Below are 18,221 nucleotides of genomic sequence, written 5' to 3' on the forward strand. Positions count from 1 at the left end.
TTGGTCGCAAACACCAATGAAGATATGCGAATTACATATGACCGATAAAAATCAATTAATATCTACATATGAATAGAAAGTTTTTATTTTTAATAGGCTTCTTGATGATGGTTATCTCAACAAATGCCCAAACACAGCGTATAGATTCTACGGCTGTTTATCTCTTGAGCCGAACTACCGAAACCATGCAGGATATAAAGTCTTGTAGTTTTACTGCGGTAACGACTTATGATATCTTAACGAATAATTTAGGACTTGTAAAGCATGCTATTATTGATAAAGTTGCCATTAAGTTTCCAGAAAAAATGAAAGTTACTTCTACAGGAGATAAAGGCAATCGGGCATTGTTGTATAATGGACAAAGTTTAAATTATTATTCCTACGATAATAATACTTATGCTACCACCACCGCGCCAAATTCTGTGATTGAAACAATAGATGATGTTAGCAAAAAGTACGGAATTGAGTTTTCGGCTGCCGATTTTTTCTATCCTTCTTTTGCTAGCGATATTCAGTCTTCTAGTGAAGATTTGGTCTTTTTGGGAAAAACAACTATTGATGGAAAGGAATGTTTTCATATTGCAGGACGAGATAAAACCAAAAGTTTTCAGTTTTGGATAGCAAATGATGATTTGTTTTTACCTCTTAAGATGGTAATAATTTATACAGATCAAAAAGAGAGTCCACAATTTGAAGCAGTTTATAAAGACTGGGTAATAAACGCCGACTTGCCAGACACTTTGTTTGAGTTTAAAGCTCCCCCTAAGGCTACCAAAACAAAATTTGCTCCTAGAGAAAAAACTAAGTAATCACATAAATAGATTCCTATGAAATCATATAAATCAAATAGAATTTCGATATTTATTATGGTATTGTTTGCAATGCTATTAATGATTCCAGAAACAGTTACAGCGCAACGTTTTGGTCATTTCCCACCGCCTCGTCCGATGCCTCGACCAATGCCTCGTCCGGAGCCGATTAGACCTATGCCACGTCCTGAACCGATTAGGCCGATACCGCCAAGACCGTTGCCGCCACCTCCACACCCGTATCCAAGACCATATCCGGTACCATTTCATCCTTACCCAGTACCATTTCCATATGCGTATCATCCGTTTGTACCTTATGTTTGGGGACCAACATGGTATCCTGTAGGTTTCTTTTTGGCAACATTAACCACCGCAGCAATAATTGTATCTGTAGAGAATACAAACTATAATTATGACGATGGAGTGTATTATGTAAAAGAATCTAGTGGGTATAAAGTTGTACCAGCACCAATAGGCGCAACAATATCTGATTTACCCAAAGGATATGTAACGATAACTGTCTCGGGTGCCGAGTATTACTATTATGGAGGAACTTATTATAGTAAAACTTCAGGCAAGTATAAAGTTGTAACAGCACCAGTTGGAGCAGTTGTAACACATCTTCCAGAAGGAGCAGAAGAAAAAACAATCGACGGTCAAAAATACTTGCTTTATAACAATGTGTATTATCAGCCAATTTCTAAAGATGGTCAGGATAGTTACGTTGTCGTACAAGGTAAATAATTGACAGAATGTATTTGTAAAAGCTTCCATTGTAAGGCTAAACATGTGTAATTCAGTTTATAATGGAGGATATTTAATCAAATTTGTTTGGGGTAATTAATAAAATAATTTACCTTTAGGGAAAATACCACTTAATTTTAAGAATGTTTTAACTTAAAAAAACAATATTCTTAATAGGAATTTCCGCTCATTCAAAATTTGATCATTTATTTAATAGTTTAAATAGCTTACTAATTTTTTAATAATCACTTTAAAATTTAATAAAATGAACACGAGAAGAAGAACCTTATTCATAATCCCAGTTATACTATTGGGTTTGATTTACAGCTGTGCTCCAAGCGTAAAAGTTACAAACGATTACGACCATTCAGCTAATTTTTCAGAATATAAAACATTTGCAGTTTATGACTTAAAAGCGCAAGAGGGTCAGGTAAGCCAGTTGAATGTAGATAGAATTGCAAATGCAATTCGTACAGAAATGGCTAGTAAAGGATTTAAAGAAACAGCAAACAATCCTGATCTGAAAGTTAATGCGGTTACCATTTTAAAAGACAAAAAACAGGTTACAGCAAATTCTAATTTCTATGGATATGGCGGTATGTATCGTCCGTATGGATATTGGGGTGCTGGTGGTGGTATGCTAAGTGGTACTACAACTTATGATACCTACGATTATGTTGATGGATCTTTGGTAATTGATATTGTATCTACAAAAACACAAAAACTAATTTGGCAAGGAATCGGTAATACCGAATTAGATAAAAGACCAGATAATCCAGATGAATTTATTAGTTCTTCTGTAAAGAAAATTTTAGCAGGATTCCCTCCTGGCTTAGTTGTAAAAAAATAAGTTCTACAACGAGTATATTACAACTCGATTAAACTTATCTCCCTACTAGATAAGTTTAATCGTTTTATAATGCAGGCAACTACAATGTCTTTGATAATGTTGATTTTATAAGTGAAATCATTTCTAGAATAAAAATGTTAAATCTTTCCCCCATGATTTATATATTACTATCTCTCTTTTTCTTTATCGCATCAATAGCAGGTTTTACTGTTTCTTTGATGATTATTTTTACCAAAAAAAATCTTAATCAGAATTTCTTTTTGAGTCTTTGCTTGTTTAGCCTTGCTATAGGAAGTATTTATAGTTTTTACTTGTCTGCAAGTGTATTAAAAGGGTTTTCAAATTTCTTTATAATCACCCGTTCTTTTATTTTCTTGGTAGCACCATGTTCTTTTTTATATATAAGAAATGTTTTGTTGCCTGGAAAAATGATTAGAAAATACGATTGGATACATTTTACTCCCTTTATAGTATGTTTCATTTATATTTTATTTTCATTTTCAGACCGTTATCTTAATTATTTAGGAGGTTTGTTTAATGACGATATAATACAAAGAACAGACTATTTATCTGTTAAAGTAAATGCTGCATTTCCGTTAATCATAATATTATCTTGGTTAGGATATGCTTTTGTGCAAACCATAATGATTTTAAAATTTGATTTAAAAAACACACATAAACTTAAACGATATAATGATAAGGTTATTAATTGGTTGAGGATTTTTAATATTATGATTATAGTACTTTTTTCGACACTTTTTGTGCATCGATTCTTGAGTAGCTCCGTAATTAATATTGATTTTCTGTACAACGCAATGGTATCTTTTATCCTTCTTTTTACAGTGAGTTGGTTGTATTTTAAACCTCAGGTTTTGTACGGTTTACGAGAGCCGCTTATTACTTTGCGTAATTTTAGCAACGATAATTTTAGTAAAACTATCAAGACAGAAGAAGTAAAAGACGCTTTGCCTATATTAAGCTTGCTTACAGATGAAAAGAAAATAACTTATTTAATAACACTTGAAAAAGCCTTTCTTAGTAAAAAACTCTTCTTAAAGAAAAATCTTGTCATTCGCGATTTGTCCGAAGAAACAGGAATACCAGTTCACCATCTTTCAAGTCTGATAAATAGTGAATATAATCTTCATTTTCAGGATTATGTAAATCTTAAAAGAATCGAATACTTTAAAGATAAAGTAAACGATATCGATTGGAAACACTTATCTCTGGAAGGAATGGCATGGGGCTCGGGATTTAAATCCAGAACAACTTGTTTTAGAGCATTTGTTAAACACACAGGTAAGTCTCCATCAGAGTATTTCAAATTTATTCGAGTAACTTCTGAAGGAAGAAATGAATTCTCGATAAAATAATTTCATTACCAGAACAAGATAAAACTTGTGTTGAGGGATTCTTTTATTGATTAAGTATTCTAAAATTATTTAATGAATTATTATAAAGTAAAATCATGAAAACAGTATTTAATAAAAACATACAATCTATAAAAACAGTTGTTACAACACTGGTTTTATTAATTCCTTTTTTTAGTAATGCACAACTTAAAGGGGGACATTTTCTGGGAGCTATGGGATTACAATCGGGTACCCAAACACCCGAAAATACCCTTTCTGTATTTGTACCCGTTTATTTTTATAACACGACTTCTTTACGAAATAATGATGGCGATGTTGCAGTCGCAGACCCAAACTTAAATATGTTCCTTACAGCTGTGGGTGTAAGTTGGGTAAGCGATTTTAAGATTTTAGGAGGAAATTATGGAGCATCAGCATTATTACCATTTGCCTCCAATGCAATTCAGGGGAATTATGTAAGCTCAAAAAGCCCTTTTGCGTATTCAGATACTTATATCATACCATTACAATTGGGTTGGCATAATAAAAAAGCCGATTTCATTTTTACTTACGCCATGTATTTACCTACCGGTAAGTTTGAAAACGGAGCTAGTGATAACAGTGGTTTAGGAATGTTTATAAATGAGTTTTCGGCAGGAACAACACTTTTTTTTAATGATAAAAAAACATTGCATTTATCAGCATTAGCTTCTTATGAAATAAATGGAAAGAAAAAAGATACCGATATTAAAACAGGAGATCTTTTTAGCCTTGAAGGAGGATTCGGAAAAACATATTATGTAATGGGAGGCACTACAGATGCACCAGCTCCGAAATCTATAATTAATGCAGGTTTAGTTTACTACATGCAGTTTAAAGCAACAAGCGATGAAATACCTATTGGGAACTCCGTTTTTTCAGGTAACAAAGATCGTGTTATGGCTTTAGGTGCCGAAGTAAATTATTTTCATATTAGCTCAAGTACTTCAGCAGGATTACGCTGGTTTGGAGAAGTAGAATCTATTAACAGATTTAAAGGGAATACTTTTTTTATAACGCTGGCTCATGTTTTTAGTACGAAGAAATAAATAGCCAATTATAAGAAATTGGTATAAGGGTTCCAATTGATAAAGGTGTGAAATCTCTCAACAAGTAATTAAATATACCTGCGTATGAAATTAAAAGGATTATTAGTACTGATATTTATTATCATTAATCAGAATATAGTATTTGCCCAAAAAGAAGATTTACGCCAAGCTTACGCTGATAGTATAAAAACATCTACATGGGCTTATAGATTACCCGCTTGGGGACAACGTATTACCAAAAGAGGAGTCGATTTGCCATATCCGATTGGGATTATGATAAATTATTTTTCAGGAAGTCAAAAGGTTGTTATCAGTGATCTGGAAGTAGGGATAAACAATAGCCCGTTGGTTCCTCTTGATTTTGTGAAATTTGGAGAAACCAAAGCCACACTTAATTCCGTAACCTCGCGTATAGATGTTTGGGCATTGCCTTTTGTAGACATTTATGCAGTTGTAGGTAAAACTTGGGCGAGTACAAGTGTAAACGTTGTCGAGCCAATGAATTTTAGTAACAAAGTCGATTTTGAAGGAGGGACTTTTGGAGTCGGAATGACTTTAGGAGGCGCTTACAAACATGTATTCGGAACCTTAGATTATAACAATACATGGACAAAATTTGATCAAATCGAAGGATCTATTCATTCTCAAATGTTGGCACCAAGATTTGGATATGTTTTTCAGTCCCGAAGAAAACCGAATAGAAATTTTGCTCCATGGATTGGAGTTCAGGGACTTTTTGTAAACAGAGTGACCAAAGGAACTATTAACCTTTCGGATTTAGGAGTCAGCGGAAATTCGGCAGATTTTGATGTCGAAGATAAGGCTTGGTACCAAAATTTACCTGCGGCAGATAAGGTTATTATTAAACAAATAGCCGATAAAATAAGAGACAAATTAGATAAGTTAGATCCAGAAGATGCTTCAATTTCGTATTCACTTAAAAAGAAAGCACTTTCTCCTTGGAGTATGTCTGTGGGTGGACAGTTTCAATTAGATCACCATTGGCAGTTTCGAACAGAAGCAGGCTTTTTTGGTGGACGTTCCTCAATTTTAGCTTCAGTAAATTATCGATTTGGATTTTAATATGAAAAAAACAAACCAACTCCGAAAAGTATTCCTGTTTCTTATTGTTTTCATGACGATAACGATGGCAGGGCAGGACAAAGAACATAAACACATAAGTATGAAAGATTCCCTAGATGGGGCTTTTGATTTAAGTGATTACATAATTTATGCACATGGTTTTATAGTTGTACCTACACTTATTACCGAGCCTGCTTTAGGAGGAATCGGGGGAGCGGTGTTACCTCTTTATCTTAAAAAACACGATCCTATTATTGATGCAAATGGAAAGAAAAGATTTATAGATCCTGATATAACAGGAGCCATGGGAATGTATACTGGTAACAAAAGTTGGGCAGTGGGAGCATTTCGTGCAGGAAGTTTTATAAAATCAAGAATATTGTATCGTGTAGGAGGAGGCTATGGAGATGTAAATATGTCATTTTATGAAAATTTACCCAATGGTAAAGACAAAGAAATTGACCTTAATTTTAAATCATTTGCATTCTATGCTCGGGTTATGAAACAGTTTAGAAACGGAAAATGGAGTGCAGGTCCACAGTATCTTTTGTTAGATTCTAAAGTTAATTTCCCAGATTTAAATGATCTTCCTTCGTTTGCTAAATTAAGCGATGTAAAAAGTGTAGTAAGCCAATTAGGTGGAGCCATTCAGTTTGATGGGCGCGACAATATCTTTACGCCAGATAAAGGAATGCGGTTTCAGTTTGACTTTTTCTGGTCAGATAACACAATTGGTAGCGATTATGATGCATGGCGGTTAAATTTGTCTGCAATAGGGTATTATCCTATCGCCAAAAAATTAATTGGCGGACTTAGACTAGAAGGAGAACAGGCACTTGGTAATGCTCCTTTTTATCTTAGACCAGGAATTAATTTAAGAGGAATTCCTTCAGCCAGATATCAGGGTAAAGCCAGTGTTGTAACTGAGGCTGAACTAAGATGGGATTTGTACAGAAGATGGAGTCTTATGGGCTATGGCGGTCTGGCAAGTGCTTTTAACGATTGGGATAAAGCTTTTGCTAAACCAGTTGTTTATAGTTATGGAACAGGTTTTCGATATTTAATTGCTAGAAAATTTAAACTAAGAATGGGGGTCGATGTAGCGAGAGGTCCGGAAGACTGGGCATATTATGTGGTTTTTGGAAGTAATTGGCTTCGTTAATTTACCTTAAAAAAATATCTGTTAGTTAGTTAATTCAATAATTGTCTAAAACCTGATAGCAATTGCTATCAGGTTTTTTTATTTCTAAACAGTTTTCTTAAAATGAATATCCAAGCGTAAGTAACCAGTTTCTTGGAGCTCCGGGAAATAAACGGATGTAATCATATCCACCAACCCAATACGTTTTATTGGTTAGATTATTTGCGTTCAATTGTATTTTAAATTTGTTAATGGTGTAATACAAAGCAGCATTCATTAGCGTATAACTAGGTATTGTTTGTGTTGCACTAATACTTAAGTTACGAGTTGTTACAAAGTTTGTTCCCATAGCAAGCCCAAAATCTTTTAGAGCGCCATCTACAAAATTATAACGTGTCCAGATGTTTCCTTGTTGTATTGGAGTGTTTGGTTTTTGTCTTCCTATTTCGTCAGCTATTGGACTTTCGGTAATATGTGCTTCGTTATAAGAGTAAGCTGCAGAAATACTCCATTGGCGAGTTATACTACCGTTTACATCAATTTCAATTCCTTTAGATTCTTCTGTACCTACCTGTCTCATTAAGTCAATATTAGACGGGTCATTGGCATTATACAACGTGTTTTTTTGCTGAATCTTAAACAAGGCTAGCGTAACAAATAATTTTTCTTTAAACCATGACGATTTACCTCCAAATTCTATCATATTACTTTCTAAAGGATCAAAAGGCCCACCAGCATTTGGATTAGATAATGATGATGTGGTTTGTGGGTTATATCCTTTTACGTAGGTACCATAAACATTAATGTTTGAGTTTACAGTGTAAGTTAGACCTATACGTGGTAAGAATGAATGTTGTTTTACTTTCTTCTCATTGTCTTTTGTGTAATTTTCACGATCGGTATATTCGTCATATCGAACTCCAATTAAGGCTTGCAGACGACCCCATTTTATATGATCCTGCAAATAGATACCATACAAAGAATAATAGCTAGGGTCGAATGGACGTGCAGTATAAAAATATTTGCTAACATCTTTTAATTGTTGAGATCCTGATGGATTTGTTAAGTCAAAATGAGCAACATTAGGAACAGGATTTCCTTTGGAATCTAATAAATAAGCACTGCTATTTTTTGGATTATAAGTATTAATCGCTCCATTATTTGCTGCATTTCTGTATCCTTTTGCCTCAAGCTGAGAACCTCCAGATGGTACTTGTTCCTGAGCGTAGTCATATCCTAAGATTAAATTATGATCTAAATCGCCTGTTTTTGTTTTGTACACAAAAAAGGTCGAAATATTATCGATATAGCGTTTACGTTTACGCATAAAAACCTGCATTTCTATCGCAGACGGAATAGTACTGCCATCTGCTGCAGACGCATATTTGTTGGCACCACGATGTTCTAGTAAGTCTTCATTATAACCAGTTCGGATATACGAAGCAGAGAATGACAACTTATCGGTAAATTGATGGTTTAATGAGGTTGTAACAATATAAGTTTCTTCGTTAAGATAATCATTAGGAGAGTTTAATGATTGTTTCGTTTTAGTAGAATACAAGTTGTTCTCGTAAGTAGACTGACCACGATCAAGCATCCCTTTTGAACTTGTATAAATTAAATCAAAGTTTACTCGGGTTTTATCATTTGGTAAAAATGATAGAGAAGGAGCAATAACAATGTTCTTATCAAATTGTAAATCTCTAAAAGAATTGGCATTCTCGTAACCAATATTTAAGCGGTATAAAAGTGATTTATCTTCGGTAAGCGGTCCTGTAAAATCGGCTAATGCTCTAAGAGTATTAAAACTTCCTGTAGAAAAACTGATACTATTTGCTGGTTGATCCAATGGTTTTTTGGTTACCCTATTTATAACTCCACCAGGCGATGCATTACCAAATAATGCTGATGATGGACCTTTTAATACTTCTACACGTTCCAGATAATTTGCCAAAGGCTGTTTCCAGAAACCTGTCGAAGTTCTTAAACCATTTAGTAATTGCGTATTGCTTCCTCCATTTATTCTAAAACCTCTAATCGATACATCATCATAAAAAGTGAACTGACTTACGCCACTAAAATTCTTTATAACCTCTCCGATACGTATTGCGCCTTGGTCGGCAATTAGTTCTTTAGTAGCATAAGAAACCGCTTGTGGTAAATCCTTAAGAGCAATTTCTGTTTTTGCACCAATAAAAGATTTTGTGTTTTTGTATGATTTCTCTTTTCTACCTGTAATCTCTACGGTTTGCAGCGTATTAATATTTTCTTTTAGCGTAATGGTTGGTAAGTTTAGTTTTTCATCCTCATGTAATTCGATCGTTTTTTCCTGAGAAGATAGACCTAAACTAGAAAAAAGAAGAGTATAGGTTCCTGGTTTAAGATTATTGATCTGGAAATTTCCCTTTTCGTCGGCAGAGATATTCTTTTTTAGTTCCTTAATTAAAACAGCTGCATAAGAAGCCTCTTCATTGTTTTCGGTAACTATTTTTCCTGTAATTTGGGTAGTTTGAGCTTGCCCAATATTAAAAAATGCTATAAGTAGCACTATATAAATTAGTTTCATTGTATGGTATTTGGATTTTTACGGTGCAAATATATATTTATTTAGACTTGATAAAAATAATAATTTAAGAAAACTTTATATAAAAAAAGAGAACACGCGTGAGTGTTAGATTATTCAGGACTTTTTATTTAGAAGCAACAGCATAATTTTACTTTATTGCTAAAAAAAGATTACCTGTTTTGAGTATTTTGTAAGTTTTTATAGATTAATAAAAACATTGTATAAAAATTAACTGCATTAGGTTAGTTTTTTTATTTAATATTTAATTGTTTTGTAACAAAAATAAAATCAAGGCTACTAATTAGTCAACTATTTAAATCATTGATTATGTATAAAATTACGATGAAATCGGTATTCGCAGCATCTGCCTTTATGGTAGGAGTGAGTGGTTGTTTCGCACAAGACATTTTAGTTAATTCTTTAAAGTTAAATGCAAGCGAAAAAAGTAAAGAGAATTTTAAATTTACGGAGCAAATTAACCTAGGAACAACATCGGTAAAATCTCAAGGTTCTTCAGGAACATGTTGGAGCTATGCAACAAACTCTTTCTTAGAGTCAGAAATGATTAGACTTGGGAAACAACCAGTTGAGTTGTCTCAAATTTTCTCTGCAAGAAATGTGTATGTTGAAAAAGGTAAAAACTACGTGCGTATGCATGGAGCAGTAACATTAGGCGACGGAGGTTCATTGCATGATGTAATCAATATGTATAGAAAATACGGAGCAGTTCCAAGAGAAGTATATACAGGATTAAACTACGGAACAGATAAAAATAAATTTGCCGAAATGGCAGCTATAAACGAAGGTGTTTTAACAGCAGTAGTAAAAAATCCAAACGGAGAACTTACTCCAAACTGGGAAAAAGCCTATGCAGCAGTTATTGATTCTTACTTAGGAAAAGTGCCAGAAAACTTTACTTACAAAGGAAAAAATTACACACCACAATCATTTGCAAAAGAGATAGTAGGTGTTAATCCAGATGAATATGTTGAAATGTCATCATTTACAACAGCGCCATATTACCAAAAAACATTATTGGCAGTGCCAGACAACTGGTCATTTGATCAGGTTTACAATGTAAAAGTTAATGACATGACCGATGTTATTGATAATGCATTAAAAAAAGGATATACAGTGGCTTGGGCTACAGATGTAAGTGAGAAAAGCTTTAGCTGGAAAAACGGTGTAGCATATGTACCAACAAAGAAATTTGATGATATGACTGCAGATGAAAAAGCAGATATGTTTAACGGACCAAAAGCAGAACCAGAAATTACTGCCGAAATGCGTCAGGCAGCTTTTGATAACTATCAAACTACAGATGACCACGGAATGCACATTATTGGTTTAGCCAAAGATCAAACGGGGAAAGAATATTACATCGTAAAAAATTCTTGGGGAGAAACAAATGACTACAAAGGTTTCTTGTTTGTAACTAAAAACTTCGTGAAGTATAAAACTACTGCTCTTATGGTAAACAAAGGCGGATTACCTGCTGATATTGCTAAGAAGTTAGGGGTTTAATCTTTTATACTTATATTTTAGAAAAAGCGCTGCAATTATATTGTGGCGCTTTTTTTTGTGCACATTTCACACAAACTTGTCACCCTGAGGAACGAAGGGTCTCCACGAGAAACTAACATATAATATTTCTATATTGTTGGGCTACTAATTGGGACTCAACTGTTGGTGGATGTGTGTTTTGTTTTTGAGTTTAATGTTAAAAAATGGGCTATTCAAATAATTATATAGTAGCCATTTCTTTTTTATCATGATTATTGTCAGTCTTTATAATTTCGTGTATTGCATGTAGTAATTTAATTCTTTTTTCTACATTAATTTGCTCTGATGCAGAATTTGAAATTTTTTGTAATTCATAAATTGGCTTTAGTTCATTTCTAATATTACTATAGGTATTGTCTTTTAAGGAGCCATAGTTTATCGATGCAGATTTAATACTACCATTTAAATCTTCATCAATATTAAATATTTTGTTTGTCTGTGGACTCTTGCTGTATGGCTCATCAACGAAATATATTATGAACTCATCTCCTTGTTTTTTAAAGGATTTCATAATTGGTATTTCATCATTGCTTAATGCTACTCTATAGCTATTATTGTCGATGTTAATTTTAAAAACTTTTTTAAATTCGTTTTTAATAAGTTCCCTAAATTTCTGTATTATAAGATTATCTGCTTCCATAAATTATTAATTTGGGTTGTTAAATATAACGCTATTATGTTTTAAAACGTCTTCGATTATTCTAAAATTTGTATTGTTGAAATCAATATCCATTGTAGAATCTACAACAATTACACCAAATAAATCTTGAGAGTTAAAATATTTTATTGGACAACTTACAAAGCTTCGTGATTTACTGGTTACTTTCTTTGCTTTGAAATTTGGAATATTAAATTTAGTTAATTGTTCCTGATAATACAAGCTTGGATTTGTGCTATTAAATTCACATGTATTGTCGAAAAAATATGTTCCTAATGTATAACATATTCCTATACAACCTTCATTAGGTAAAAATTTTATTTTACTGAGTTTCTTTTCTTGTCTAGTTTGATACCTTCCTACATTTGATAGAAATGTTGTTTGCCTAAACCACCATTTTTGGCGTAAAAATATTAATCCTTCTTTCTTCATGAATAAAGACACTCTAAATTCATGATTCTGAAAATTAGGTTCTGATGAAATAAACTCTTCAAATATAATTTGACAAATATTATTATATAGTTTTTCATCTTTTTTCTTCTCATTATTTCTATGTGAAAGATAATAAAATAATAAATTTAATAATCCTAAAAAACTTAAAACTATAAAATAATGTTTAATTAAAGAATTTCTTAATTCATTATCAAGAATTCCTTCTGTAAAAATAAGACTCTTATCGCTAATTGATTGAAGATATAAGGCGATAATGAAAGAGATGAGCAGTTGTATTGCGCCATATATAAAAGTTTTTTTAATCATATCAAAAGTGTATATCTTACAATATTAATGATTTAATAGTGTATTTCGCGTTAAGCAGTTTGTTAAATTGTTCAGCAGTTTATTTTTCAGTTGAATTTTCTAATTATTTTACTCAATTTTTATGTCTTGAAAAATTTTATAACCGATGAAAATATTTCAATTTCGTATAAAATTTTAAAATAAAAGCACTTACAATTAGTTGTGTTATAGTTTGCAACTTATTCTAGTTCGAAATTTTTACTTATATCCTTATTTTCATTTTCTGCAATTTTTATTTTTTTAATGTATATTTTCCCATCAAGTTCTAAAATGTCTAATCTGTTGGTTCTGTTTTTTGATTTAATATAAATATAATATACTCCGGGGTTTATATTTAAATTATAATGGCCTGTTCCATCTACAGTCCTTTTAGGTAAATCATCATCAAGCTTAAGTAGTTGCATATACAAATCGGTAGAATTTTTTGCAGATTTTTCAGGAGTTTCATGGTTATATAAAGCTATTTGCTTCATTTGGTTTTCCATGTCTTTTTTTGCATCTTCCATGCCTTTTCTAAATGTTTCGTTATCTTCCAAATATTTTTTCTTGCCTTCGGTTTTTTTAAATGCCGCTAAATATTTTTCATACCTCAGTTGAGAACTAAAATAGATGTTTTGATAAGATTTACCATAATGGTAATTTTCGTATAATTTATAATCAAAACTCTTTGTCTTAGTACTATCAATAATTATAACTGAGGCGCCAACATCAGGTTTGTTTCCTTGATATTGATTAAAATAATAAGTAACAACACCACTAATGGATGTTTGGGAAAAACTAAAAAGAGAAATATTTAAAAGTAAAATTGTAAAAAGTAGTTTTTTCATCTTTATTAATTGTTTTGTTATATACAGAATGTGTGGATTTTTTAATGTTAAGATGTAAAGATAAAATATTGATTTGTCGGGGTTTTACGGTTTTCCATAAGTAATTAAGCAAATTTTTAAAGCGAGGATTTGATTTAAAGAAAACCCAAAGAAGATATATGATGCAAGTAATAAATATTATTGTAAATCAAAAAAGAGGCTCTCACGAGGCCTCTTTCTTATTATTAACGATATATTTCTATAATAGATTTACTTCCCTTTCAACAACTTTTCCAAATACTCCACTTTTTCTTTTTCAGCCAAAACCAAACGCTCATAAAGCTCTACAACTTTATCAAGAGGATTGAATGTTGGTTGATATTGAATATTTGCATTCATTGATGCATTATCATGATTGTTAACTGTGTTGCCAATAATATTGAAAATTGCTTCTTCTGAGAAATTTTTAATTGCTTCAACAGATACGCCAAGAGCTTTTGCTATTTCTGCAAGTTTTTCATCTTCTATTGTTTCGCTGTTTTCAATAGCCGAAACAGCTTGTTGGTTTGTTCCTAAAGCTTGCGCCAAAGCTTCTTGCTTCATATCTCGAAGTTCACGAATACGGCTTATTTTTCGCCCTATATGATTTGGTTTTGTAAGTGTGCTCATAATTCAAAGATAATAATTAAGTGTAATAACAGCCAATATGTAAAAAACATATTTAGCTAAGTACGGTACGGCTAAAAATGATACAGTACAGTTGAATAGATTGCTTAATTGCGATGTGTTGTAAAAATACAACTTTTCGCACAGGTAGAGATTGAAAACAAAAAAATATAGTAATGCAAAAAGAAAATCATATTCCATTGCATCATGATGAGGTAATGCAATCGGTAGCGAGATTCCTTTCGGCTCTTTGGGTGGAAGGAGAGTTTAGGTATCAACCTGATTATTTAGTTGAAATTTTTGAGAATATTCTTAAAACAGAAATCGGTAATGACCAGGATTTACGAACTAAAATGATAAGTTGTATTAAAACGAGTAAAATGCTGAAAAAAGCATTAGAGCGATTCTCCGATCAAGAAATAGAAAAAGCCTGCAATGGGATTGTAAAAGCTTAATAATGCCTTTATGCTTCTAATTTTGTGTGTAAAACAGTCGTAATGTAATAACGCTCAATTTAACCGCAAAGAGCGCAAAGAGAAAAAGACGCAGAGGTTCGCTAAGTTATTGATTAAGCTTTGCGAATCTTTGTGTAACCTTTGTGTTCTTTGCGGTAAAGTCTTTTTATTTAATGCTCAACTTTTGTAATCGAGTTACTAGCGGAGACCCTTCGTTCCTCAGGGTGACAAGATTGGGTGATAATAAAATAAGGGAAACCGTGTTATCGAGCAAAAAGGTTATCAAAGCTATTGATTAAGCTTTGCGAACCTTTGTGTAAATCCTTTGCGCTCTTTGCGGTAAAAGCCCACAAACAATGGATCCGCGTTATCGTTGTTTGAAAAGCTATTGATTAAGCTTTGCGAATCTTTGTGTGTCCCGAAGCTTCGGGATTGCGCTCTTTGCGGTAAAATTTTTACTTAATCCCCAGCTTTTGCACCTGATCCTAAACAAAGTGCATAAGGAACAGATTGGATGTAATGTGCAAAAAAAATACCACTTACATTTGTAAGTGGTATTTTAAGCTCCCTCTCTTGGGCTCGAACCAAGGACCCTCTGATTAACAGTCAGATGCTCTAACCAACTGAGCTAAGAAGGAATCACCTTAAAGGTAAATATGTTTGCTAAAAAAAAGTTGCTCCCCCTCTTGGGCTCGAACCAAGGACCCTCTGATTAACAGTCAGATGCTCTAACCAACTGAGCTAAGGAGGAAGTTGTTGTTCTTTTTAGCGAGTGCAAATATAGAAGGTTTTTTCCTTTCTAAAAAATTTTTTAGCACTTTTTATTAATAAATTTTACTTGCCTACGATTGCTTTATAAATATCGTTACCGTTAGCAAATAAAAGCAATGTTATAAGTAAAACGAAGCCAACCATTTGCGCGTTTTCTAGGAATTTATCGCTTGGTTTTTTACCGCTAATGATTTCGTATAATAAAAACATCACATGACCACCATCAAGAGCAGGAATCGGTAATAAATTCATTACTCCAAGCATAATTGATAAAAGTGCAGTGATAGACCAGAACACTTCCCAACTCCAAGTACTAGGAAAAATATTATAAATAGCCGCAAAACCACCTACTTGTTTGTAAGCTTTGGTTTCTGGGTTAAAAATCATTTTAAGCTGTTTTCCGTAACTTACCAATTGATCTTTTCCTTTTTCAATCCCTACAGGAATCGATTCAAAGAATCCAAACTCTTTAGTACTTATTTTATAGTAGCCTAATTTCTCTAATGATTCCATTCCTAGAGTACCAACATTTACACCAAGTTTACCTTCTTTAGTAACAATAGCATTAACTGGAGTCTCTTTTTGGTTTCTCAAAACAACGGCAGGAATAGTTTTTCCTTTGTTATTTTCTAGTATTGTTTTTACCTCGTCATAATATTTTACTTTTTGTCCGTTAAGAGAAGTAACCAAATCTTTTGGTTGCAATTCTTTATTTGGAGATTCAGCAGCAATATTTCCAATTACAAAAGGCATTCTTATAGAAGCAAGAGGGCTTTTTTCATGTTTTGATAATTGGTCAACAAGGTCATTTGGCATCTGGATAGTTTGCTCAACACCGTTTCTTTCAATAAGAACTTGTTTAGACATTACTAAGTCCATGTTTATTTGATTGTCGAAACTCTCTACTTTTTTGCCATCGATAGCAAGAATCTTATCACCAGTTTTAAAACCAGCTTTAATCATAACAGGATTTTCAATAGAAAGACCGTCTTTTATGTCAGCATTAGCAACATAAGTTTCGCCATAAGCAAATGCCATTCCTATATATATAATAAACGCAAGAATAAAGTTTACCGTAACACCACCCAACATAATGATTAAACGTTGCCAAGCTGGTTTAGAACGGAATTCCCAAGGTTGTGGAGGTAAAGCCATTTGTTCCTTGTCCATACTTTCGTCAATCATTCCAGAGATTTTTACATAACCACCCAGAGGTAACCAACCGATACCGTATTCAGTATCGCCAATTTTCTTTTTTAGAAGTGAAAATTTGACATCAAAAAATAAATAGAATTTTTCGACTCTTGTTTTAAATAATTTTGCGGGGATAAAATGCCCTAATTCGTGAAGAATAATAAGTAATGATAAACTCAATAAAAATTGAGAAAGCTTGATAACTATATCCATTGTTTAATTTTAGTTCTTAAATAACGCACAAAAGTAACGTTTTCTATTTTAATTCATAGTGCAATATAAGTCATAAGGTTTTAAATGTTTGTTAATTAATAAACATTTAGATTTCTACTTTTAACAAGATGCAGTAACTTTACTTTTTAAACACTATTTTAAATATTAGTAGTGTTAATCCGCTAAAAGTTACATTATATGGCTTCATTATTATTTTCTCCGCTTTCGATAAAAAAAATCACCTTAAAAAATAGAATCGTTATTTCACCAATGTGTCAATATTCAGCTATTGATGGTTTTGCTAATGATTGGCATTTGGTACATTTAGGAGCTCGTGCAACGGGAGGTTCAGCATTGATAATTCAGGAAGCGACAGCAGTTTCGCCCGAAGCAAGAATATCACCTGAAGATTTAGGACTGTGGAAAGACGAACAAATAGAAAAATTAAAAACAATCAATACATTTATTGTTTCTCAAAATGCCATTCCAGGAATCCAGATTGCACATGCCGGACGCAAAGCGAGTGTTTCTGCTCCTTGGGAAGGAAATAAAAAGTTAGATTTCGCTCAAGGCGGATGGCAAACCGTTGCGCCAAGTGCCATTGGTTATCATGATAATGAAGCTGCTCCAATAGCTTTGGATCAAGAAGGAATTCAGAAAGTAATTGCCGATTTTAAGTCAACTACCAAAAGAGCCGTTGCTGCAGGATATCAGGTTTTAGAAATTCATGGAGCGCATGGGTATTTGTTACACCAGTTTATGTCGCCATTGTCTAATTTAAGAACTGATGAATATGGTGGAAGTTTCGAAAACAGAATTCGTTTAACTCTCGAAATCGTTGATGCAGTACAATCAGAATGGCCAACAGATTTACCGTTGTTTGTTCGAATCTCGGCAACCGATTGGGCAGAAGGAGGTTGGAATCTTGAAGAATCGGTACAGCTTTCGGAAATTTTAAAATCTAAAGGAGTAGATGTTGTAGATGTTTCTTCGGGAGGATTGGTTTCTCATCAAAAAATTGCACTAGGACCAAATTACCAAGTTCCTTTTGCCGAAAGGATAAAAAAAGACACAGGAGTTTTAACAGGGGCAGTAGGTTTAATCACCGAAGCTACTCAAGCCGAAGCAATCTTAACTTCAGGTCAAGCCGATTTAATCTTGTTTGCCAGAGAATCGCTTCGTGACCCAAACTTGGCTTTGCATTTTGCATCCCAGTTAAACTCCGATATACAATGGCCAAAACAATACGAACGAGCTAAGATTTGATGAAACATTAATGTTTTTTTTATTTAAACCATTAAGAGATAAAACATAAGTTTCTAACTGAACCATTAAGAGATTAAGTTATATTAAGCTTTGAACTTAGTTTTTTTCAATCTGTTAATGGTTAGAAGAAATAAAACATAATTTTTTTAATTGAACCATTAAGAGATTAAGTTATATTAAGCTTTGAACTTAGTTTTT

The 18,221-nt window shown here is 32.9% G+C and carries 16 protein-coding genes and 2 tRNA genes; 10 read left to right on the forward strand and 8 right to left on the reverse strand.

All coding sequences use genetic code 11. The features are described from left to right. Window positions 1-68: 68 nt before the first annotated feature. The 7 genes from SHI72_RS12305 to SHI72_RS12335 all read left to right on the forward strand — a co-directional run bounded on the left by SHI72_RS12305 (window position 69) and on the right by SHI72_RS12335 (window position 7,088). On the forward strand, window positions 69-809 hold the full coding sequence (locus SHI72_RS12305; protein ID WP_323490128.1) for a DUF2092 domain-containing protein: 741 nt from the start codon (window positions 69-71) through the stop codon (window positions 807-809). Between the two features lie 18 nt (window positions 810-827). Next, complete coding sequence (locus SHI72_RS12310) at window positions 828-1,553, forward strand: DUF6515 family protein (protein ID WP_123912056.1); 726 nt, start codon at window positions 828-830, stop codon at window positions 1,551-1,553. 265 nt (window positions 1,554-1,818) lie between these two features. Then, window positions 1,819-2,403, forward strand: a complete 585-nt coding sequence (locus SHI72_RS12315; protein ID WP_039113563.1) for a DUF4136 domain-containing protein — start codon at window positions 1,819-1,821, stop codon at window positions 2,401-2,403. Window positions 2,404-2,555: 152 nt separating this feature from the next. Continuing rightward, on the forward strand, window positions 2,556-3,776 hold the full coding sequence (locus SHI72_RS12320) for a helix-turn-helix domain-containing protein (RefSeq protein WP_323490129.1): 1,221 nt from the start codon (window positions 2,556-2,558) through the stop codon (window positions 3,774-3,776). Between the two features lie 95 nt (window positions 3,777-3,871). Then, window positions 3,872-4,843, forward strand: a complete 972-nt coding sequence (locus SHI72_RS12325; RefSeq protein WP_039118642.1) for a SphA family protein — start codon at window positions 3,872-3,874, stop codon at window positions 4,841-4,843. An 84-nt stretch (window positions 4,844-4,927) separates the two neighbouring features. Next, window positions 4,928-5,926, forward strand: coding sequence for a hypothetical protein (locus SHI72_RS12330; protein WP_039113567.1), 999 nt, complete (start codon window positions 4,928-4,930; stop codon window positions 5,924-5,926). 1 nt (window position 5,927) lies between these two features. Continuing rightward, on the forward strand, window positions 5,928-7,088 hold the full coding sequence (locus SHI72_RS12335; protein ID WP_323490130.1) for a BamA/TamA family outer membrane protein: 1,161 nt from the start codon (window positions 5,928-5,930) through the stop codon (window positions 7,086-7,088). 97 nt (window positions 7,089-7,185) lie between these two features. On the opposite strand, the gene SHI72_RS12340 is transcribed toward SHI72_RS12335, so the two are convergent. Continuing rightward, entirely contained in the window at window positions 7,186-9,633 is a 2,448-nt protein-coding gene (locus SHI72_RS12340) for a TonB-dependent siderophore receptor (protein ID WP_323490131.1), read from the reverse strand. Between the two features lie 327 nt (window positions 9,634-9,960). On the opposite strand from SHI72_RS12340, the gene SHI72_RS12345 reads away from it, so the two are divergent. Then, window positions 9,961-11,157 (forward strand): aminopeptidase C, encoded by a 1,197-nt coding sequence (locus SHI72_RS12345; RefSeq protein WP_039113572.1) that lies wholly within the window; start codon window positions 9,961-9,963, stop codon window positions 11,155-11,157. A 220-nt stretch (window positions 11,158-11,377) separates the two neighbouring features. Here SHI72_RS12345 and SHI72_RS12350 read toward each other — a convergent pair whose 3' ends face one another. From SHI72_RS12350 to SHI72_RS12365, 4 genes are all read right to left on the reverse strand, one after another. Further along, on the reverse strand, window positions 11,378-11,836 hold the full coding sequence (locus SHI72_RS12350) for a hypothetical protein (RefSeq protein ID WP_323490132.1): 459 nt from the start codon (window positions 11,834-11,836) through the stop codon (window positions 11,378-11,380). Window positions 11,837-11,842: 6 nt separating this feature from the next. Continuing rightward, complete coding sequence (locus SHI72_RS12355) at window positions 11,843-12,613, reverse strand: hypothetical protein (protein ID WP_323490133.1); 771 nt, start codon at window positions 12,611-12,613, stop codon at window positions 11,843-11,845. Between the two features lie 218 nt (window positions 12,614-12,831). Beyond that, window positions 12,832-13,479 (reverse strand): hypothetical protein, encoded by a 648-nt coding sequence (locus SHI72_RS12360; RefSeq protein WP_323490134.1) that lies wholly within the window; start codon window positions 13,477-13,479, stop codon window positions 12,832-12,834. Window positions 13,480-13,728: 249 nt separating this feature from the next. Then, window positions 13,729-14,127 carry a helix-turn-helix transcriptional regulator gene (locus SHI72_RS12365; RefSeq protein ID WP_323490135.1) on the reverse strand — a complete coding sequence of 133 codons (399 nt, stop codon included), beginning with the start codon at window positions 14,125-14,127 and terminating at the stop codon, window positions 13,729-13,731. Between the two features lie 173 nt (window positions 14,128-14,300). On the opposite strand from SHI72_RS12365, the gene SHI72_RS12370 reads away from it, so the two are divergent. After that, on the forward strand, window positions 14,301-14,579 hold the full coding sequence (locus SHI72_RS12370; protein ID WP_039113584.1) for a hypothetical protein: 279 nt from the start codon (window positions 14,301-14,303) through the stop codon (window positions 14,577-14,579). Window positions 14,580-15,143: 564 nt separating this feature from the next. Here the strand turns inward: SHI72_RS12370 and SHI72_RS12375 are convergent. From SHI72_RS12375 to rseP, 3 genes are all read right to left on the reverse strand, one after another. Continuing rightward, window positions 15,144-15,217 (reverse strand) — tRNA-Asn (locus tag SHI72_RS12375). Window positions 15,218-15,256: 39 nt separating this feature from the next. Next, window positions 15,257-15,330 (reverse strand) — tRNA-Asn (locus tag SHI72_RS12380). An 83-nt stretch (window positions 15,331-15,413) separates the two neighbouring features. Beyond that, entirely contained in the window at window positions 15,414-16,757 is a 1,344-nt protein-coding gene (gene rseP / locus SHI72_RS12385) for an RIP metalloprotease RseP (protein WP_039113587.1), read from the reverse strand. A gap of 198 nt (window positions 16,758-16,955) precedes the next feature. On the opposite strand from rseP, the gene SHI72_RS12390 reads away from it, so the two are divergent. After that, window positions 16,956-18,023 (forward strand): NADH:flavin oxidoreductase/NADH oxidase, encoded by a 1,068-nt coding sequence (locus SHI72_RS12390; protein ID WP_323490136.1) that lies wholly within the window; start codon window positions 16,956-16,958, stop codon window positions 18,021-18,023. Window positions 18,024-18,221 lie beyond the last annotated feature (198 nt).

Origin of the sequence: Flavobacterium sp. PL02, assembly GCF_035013205.1 — a bacterium.
Taxonomy (GTDB): Bacteria; Bacteroidota; Bacteroidia; order Flavobacteriales; family Flavobacteriaceae; genus Flavobacterium.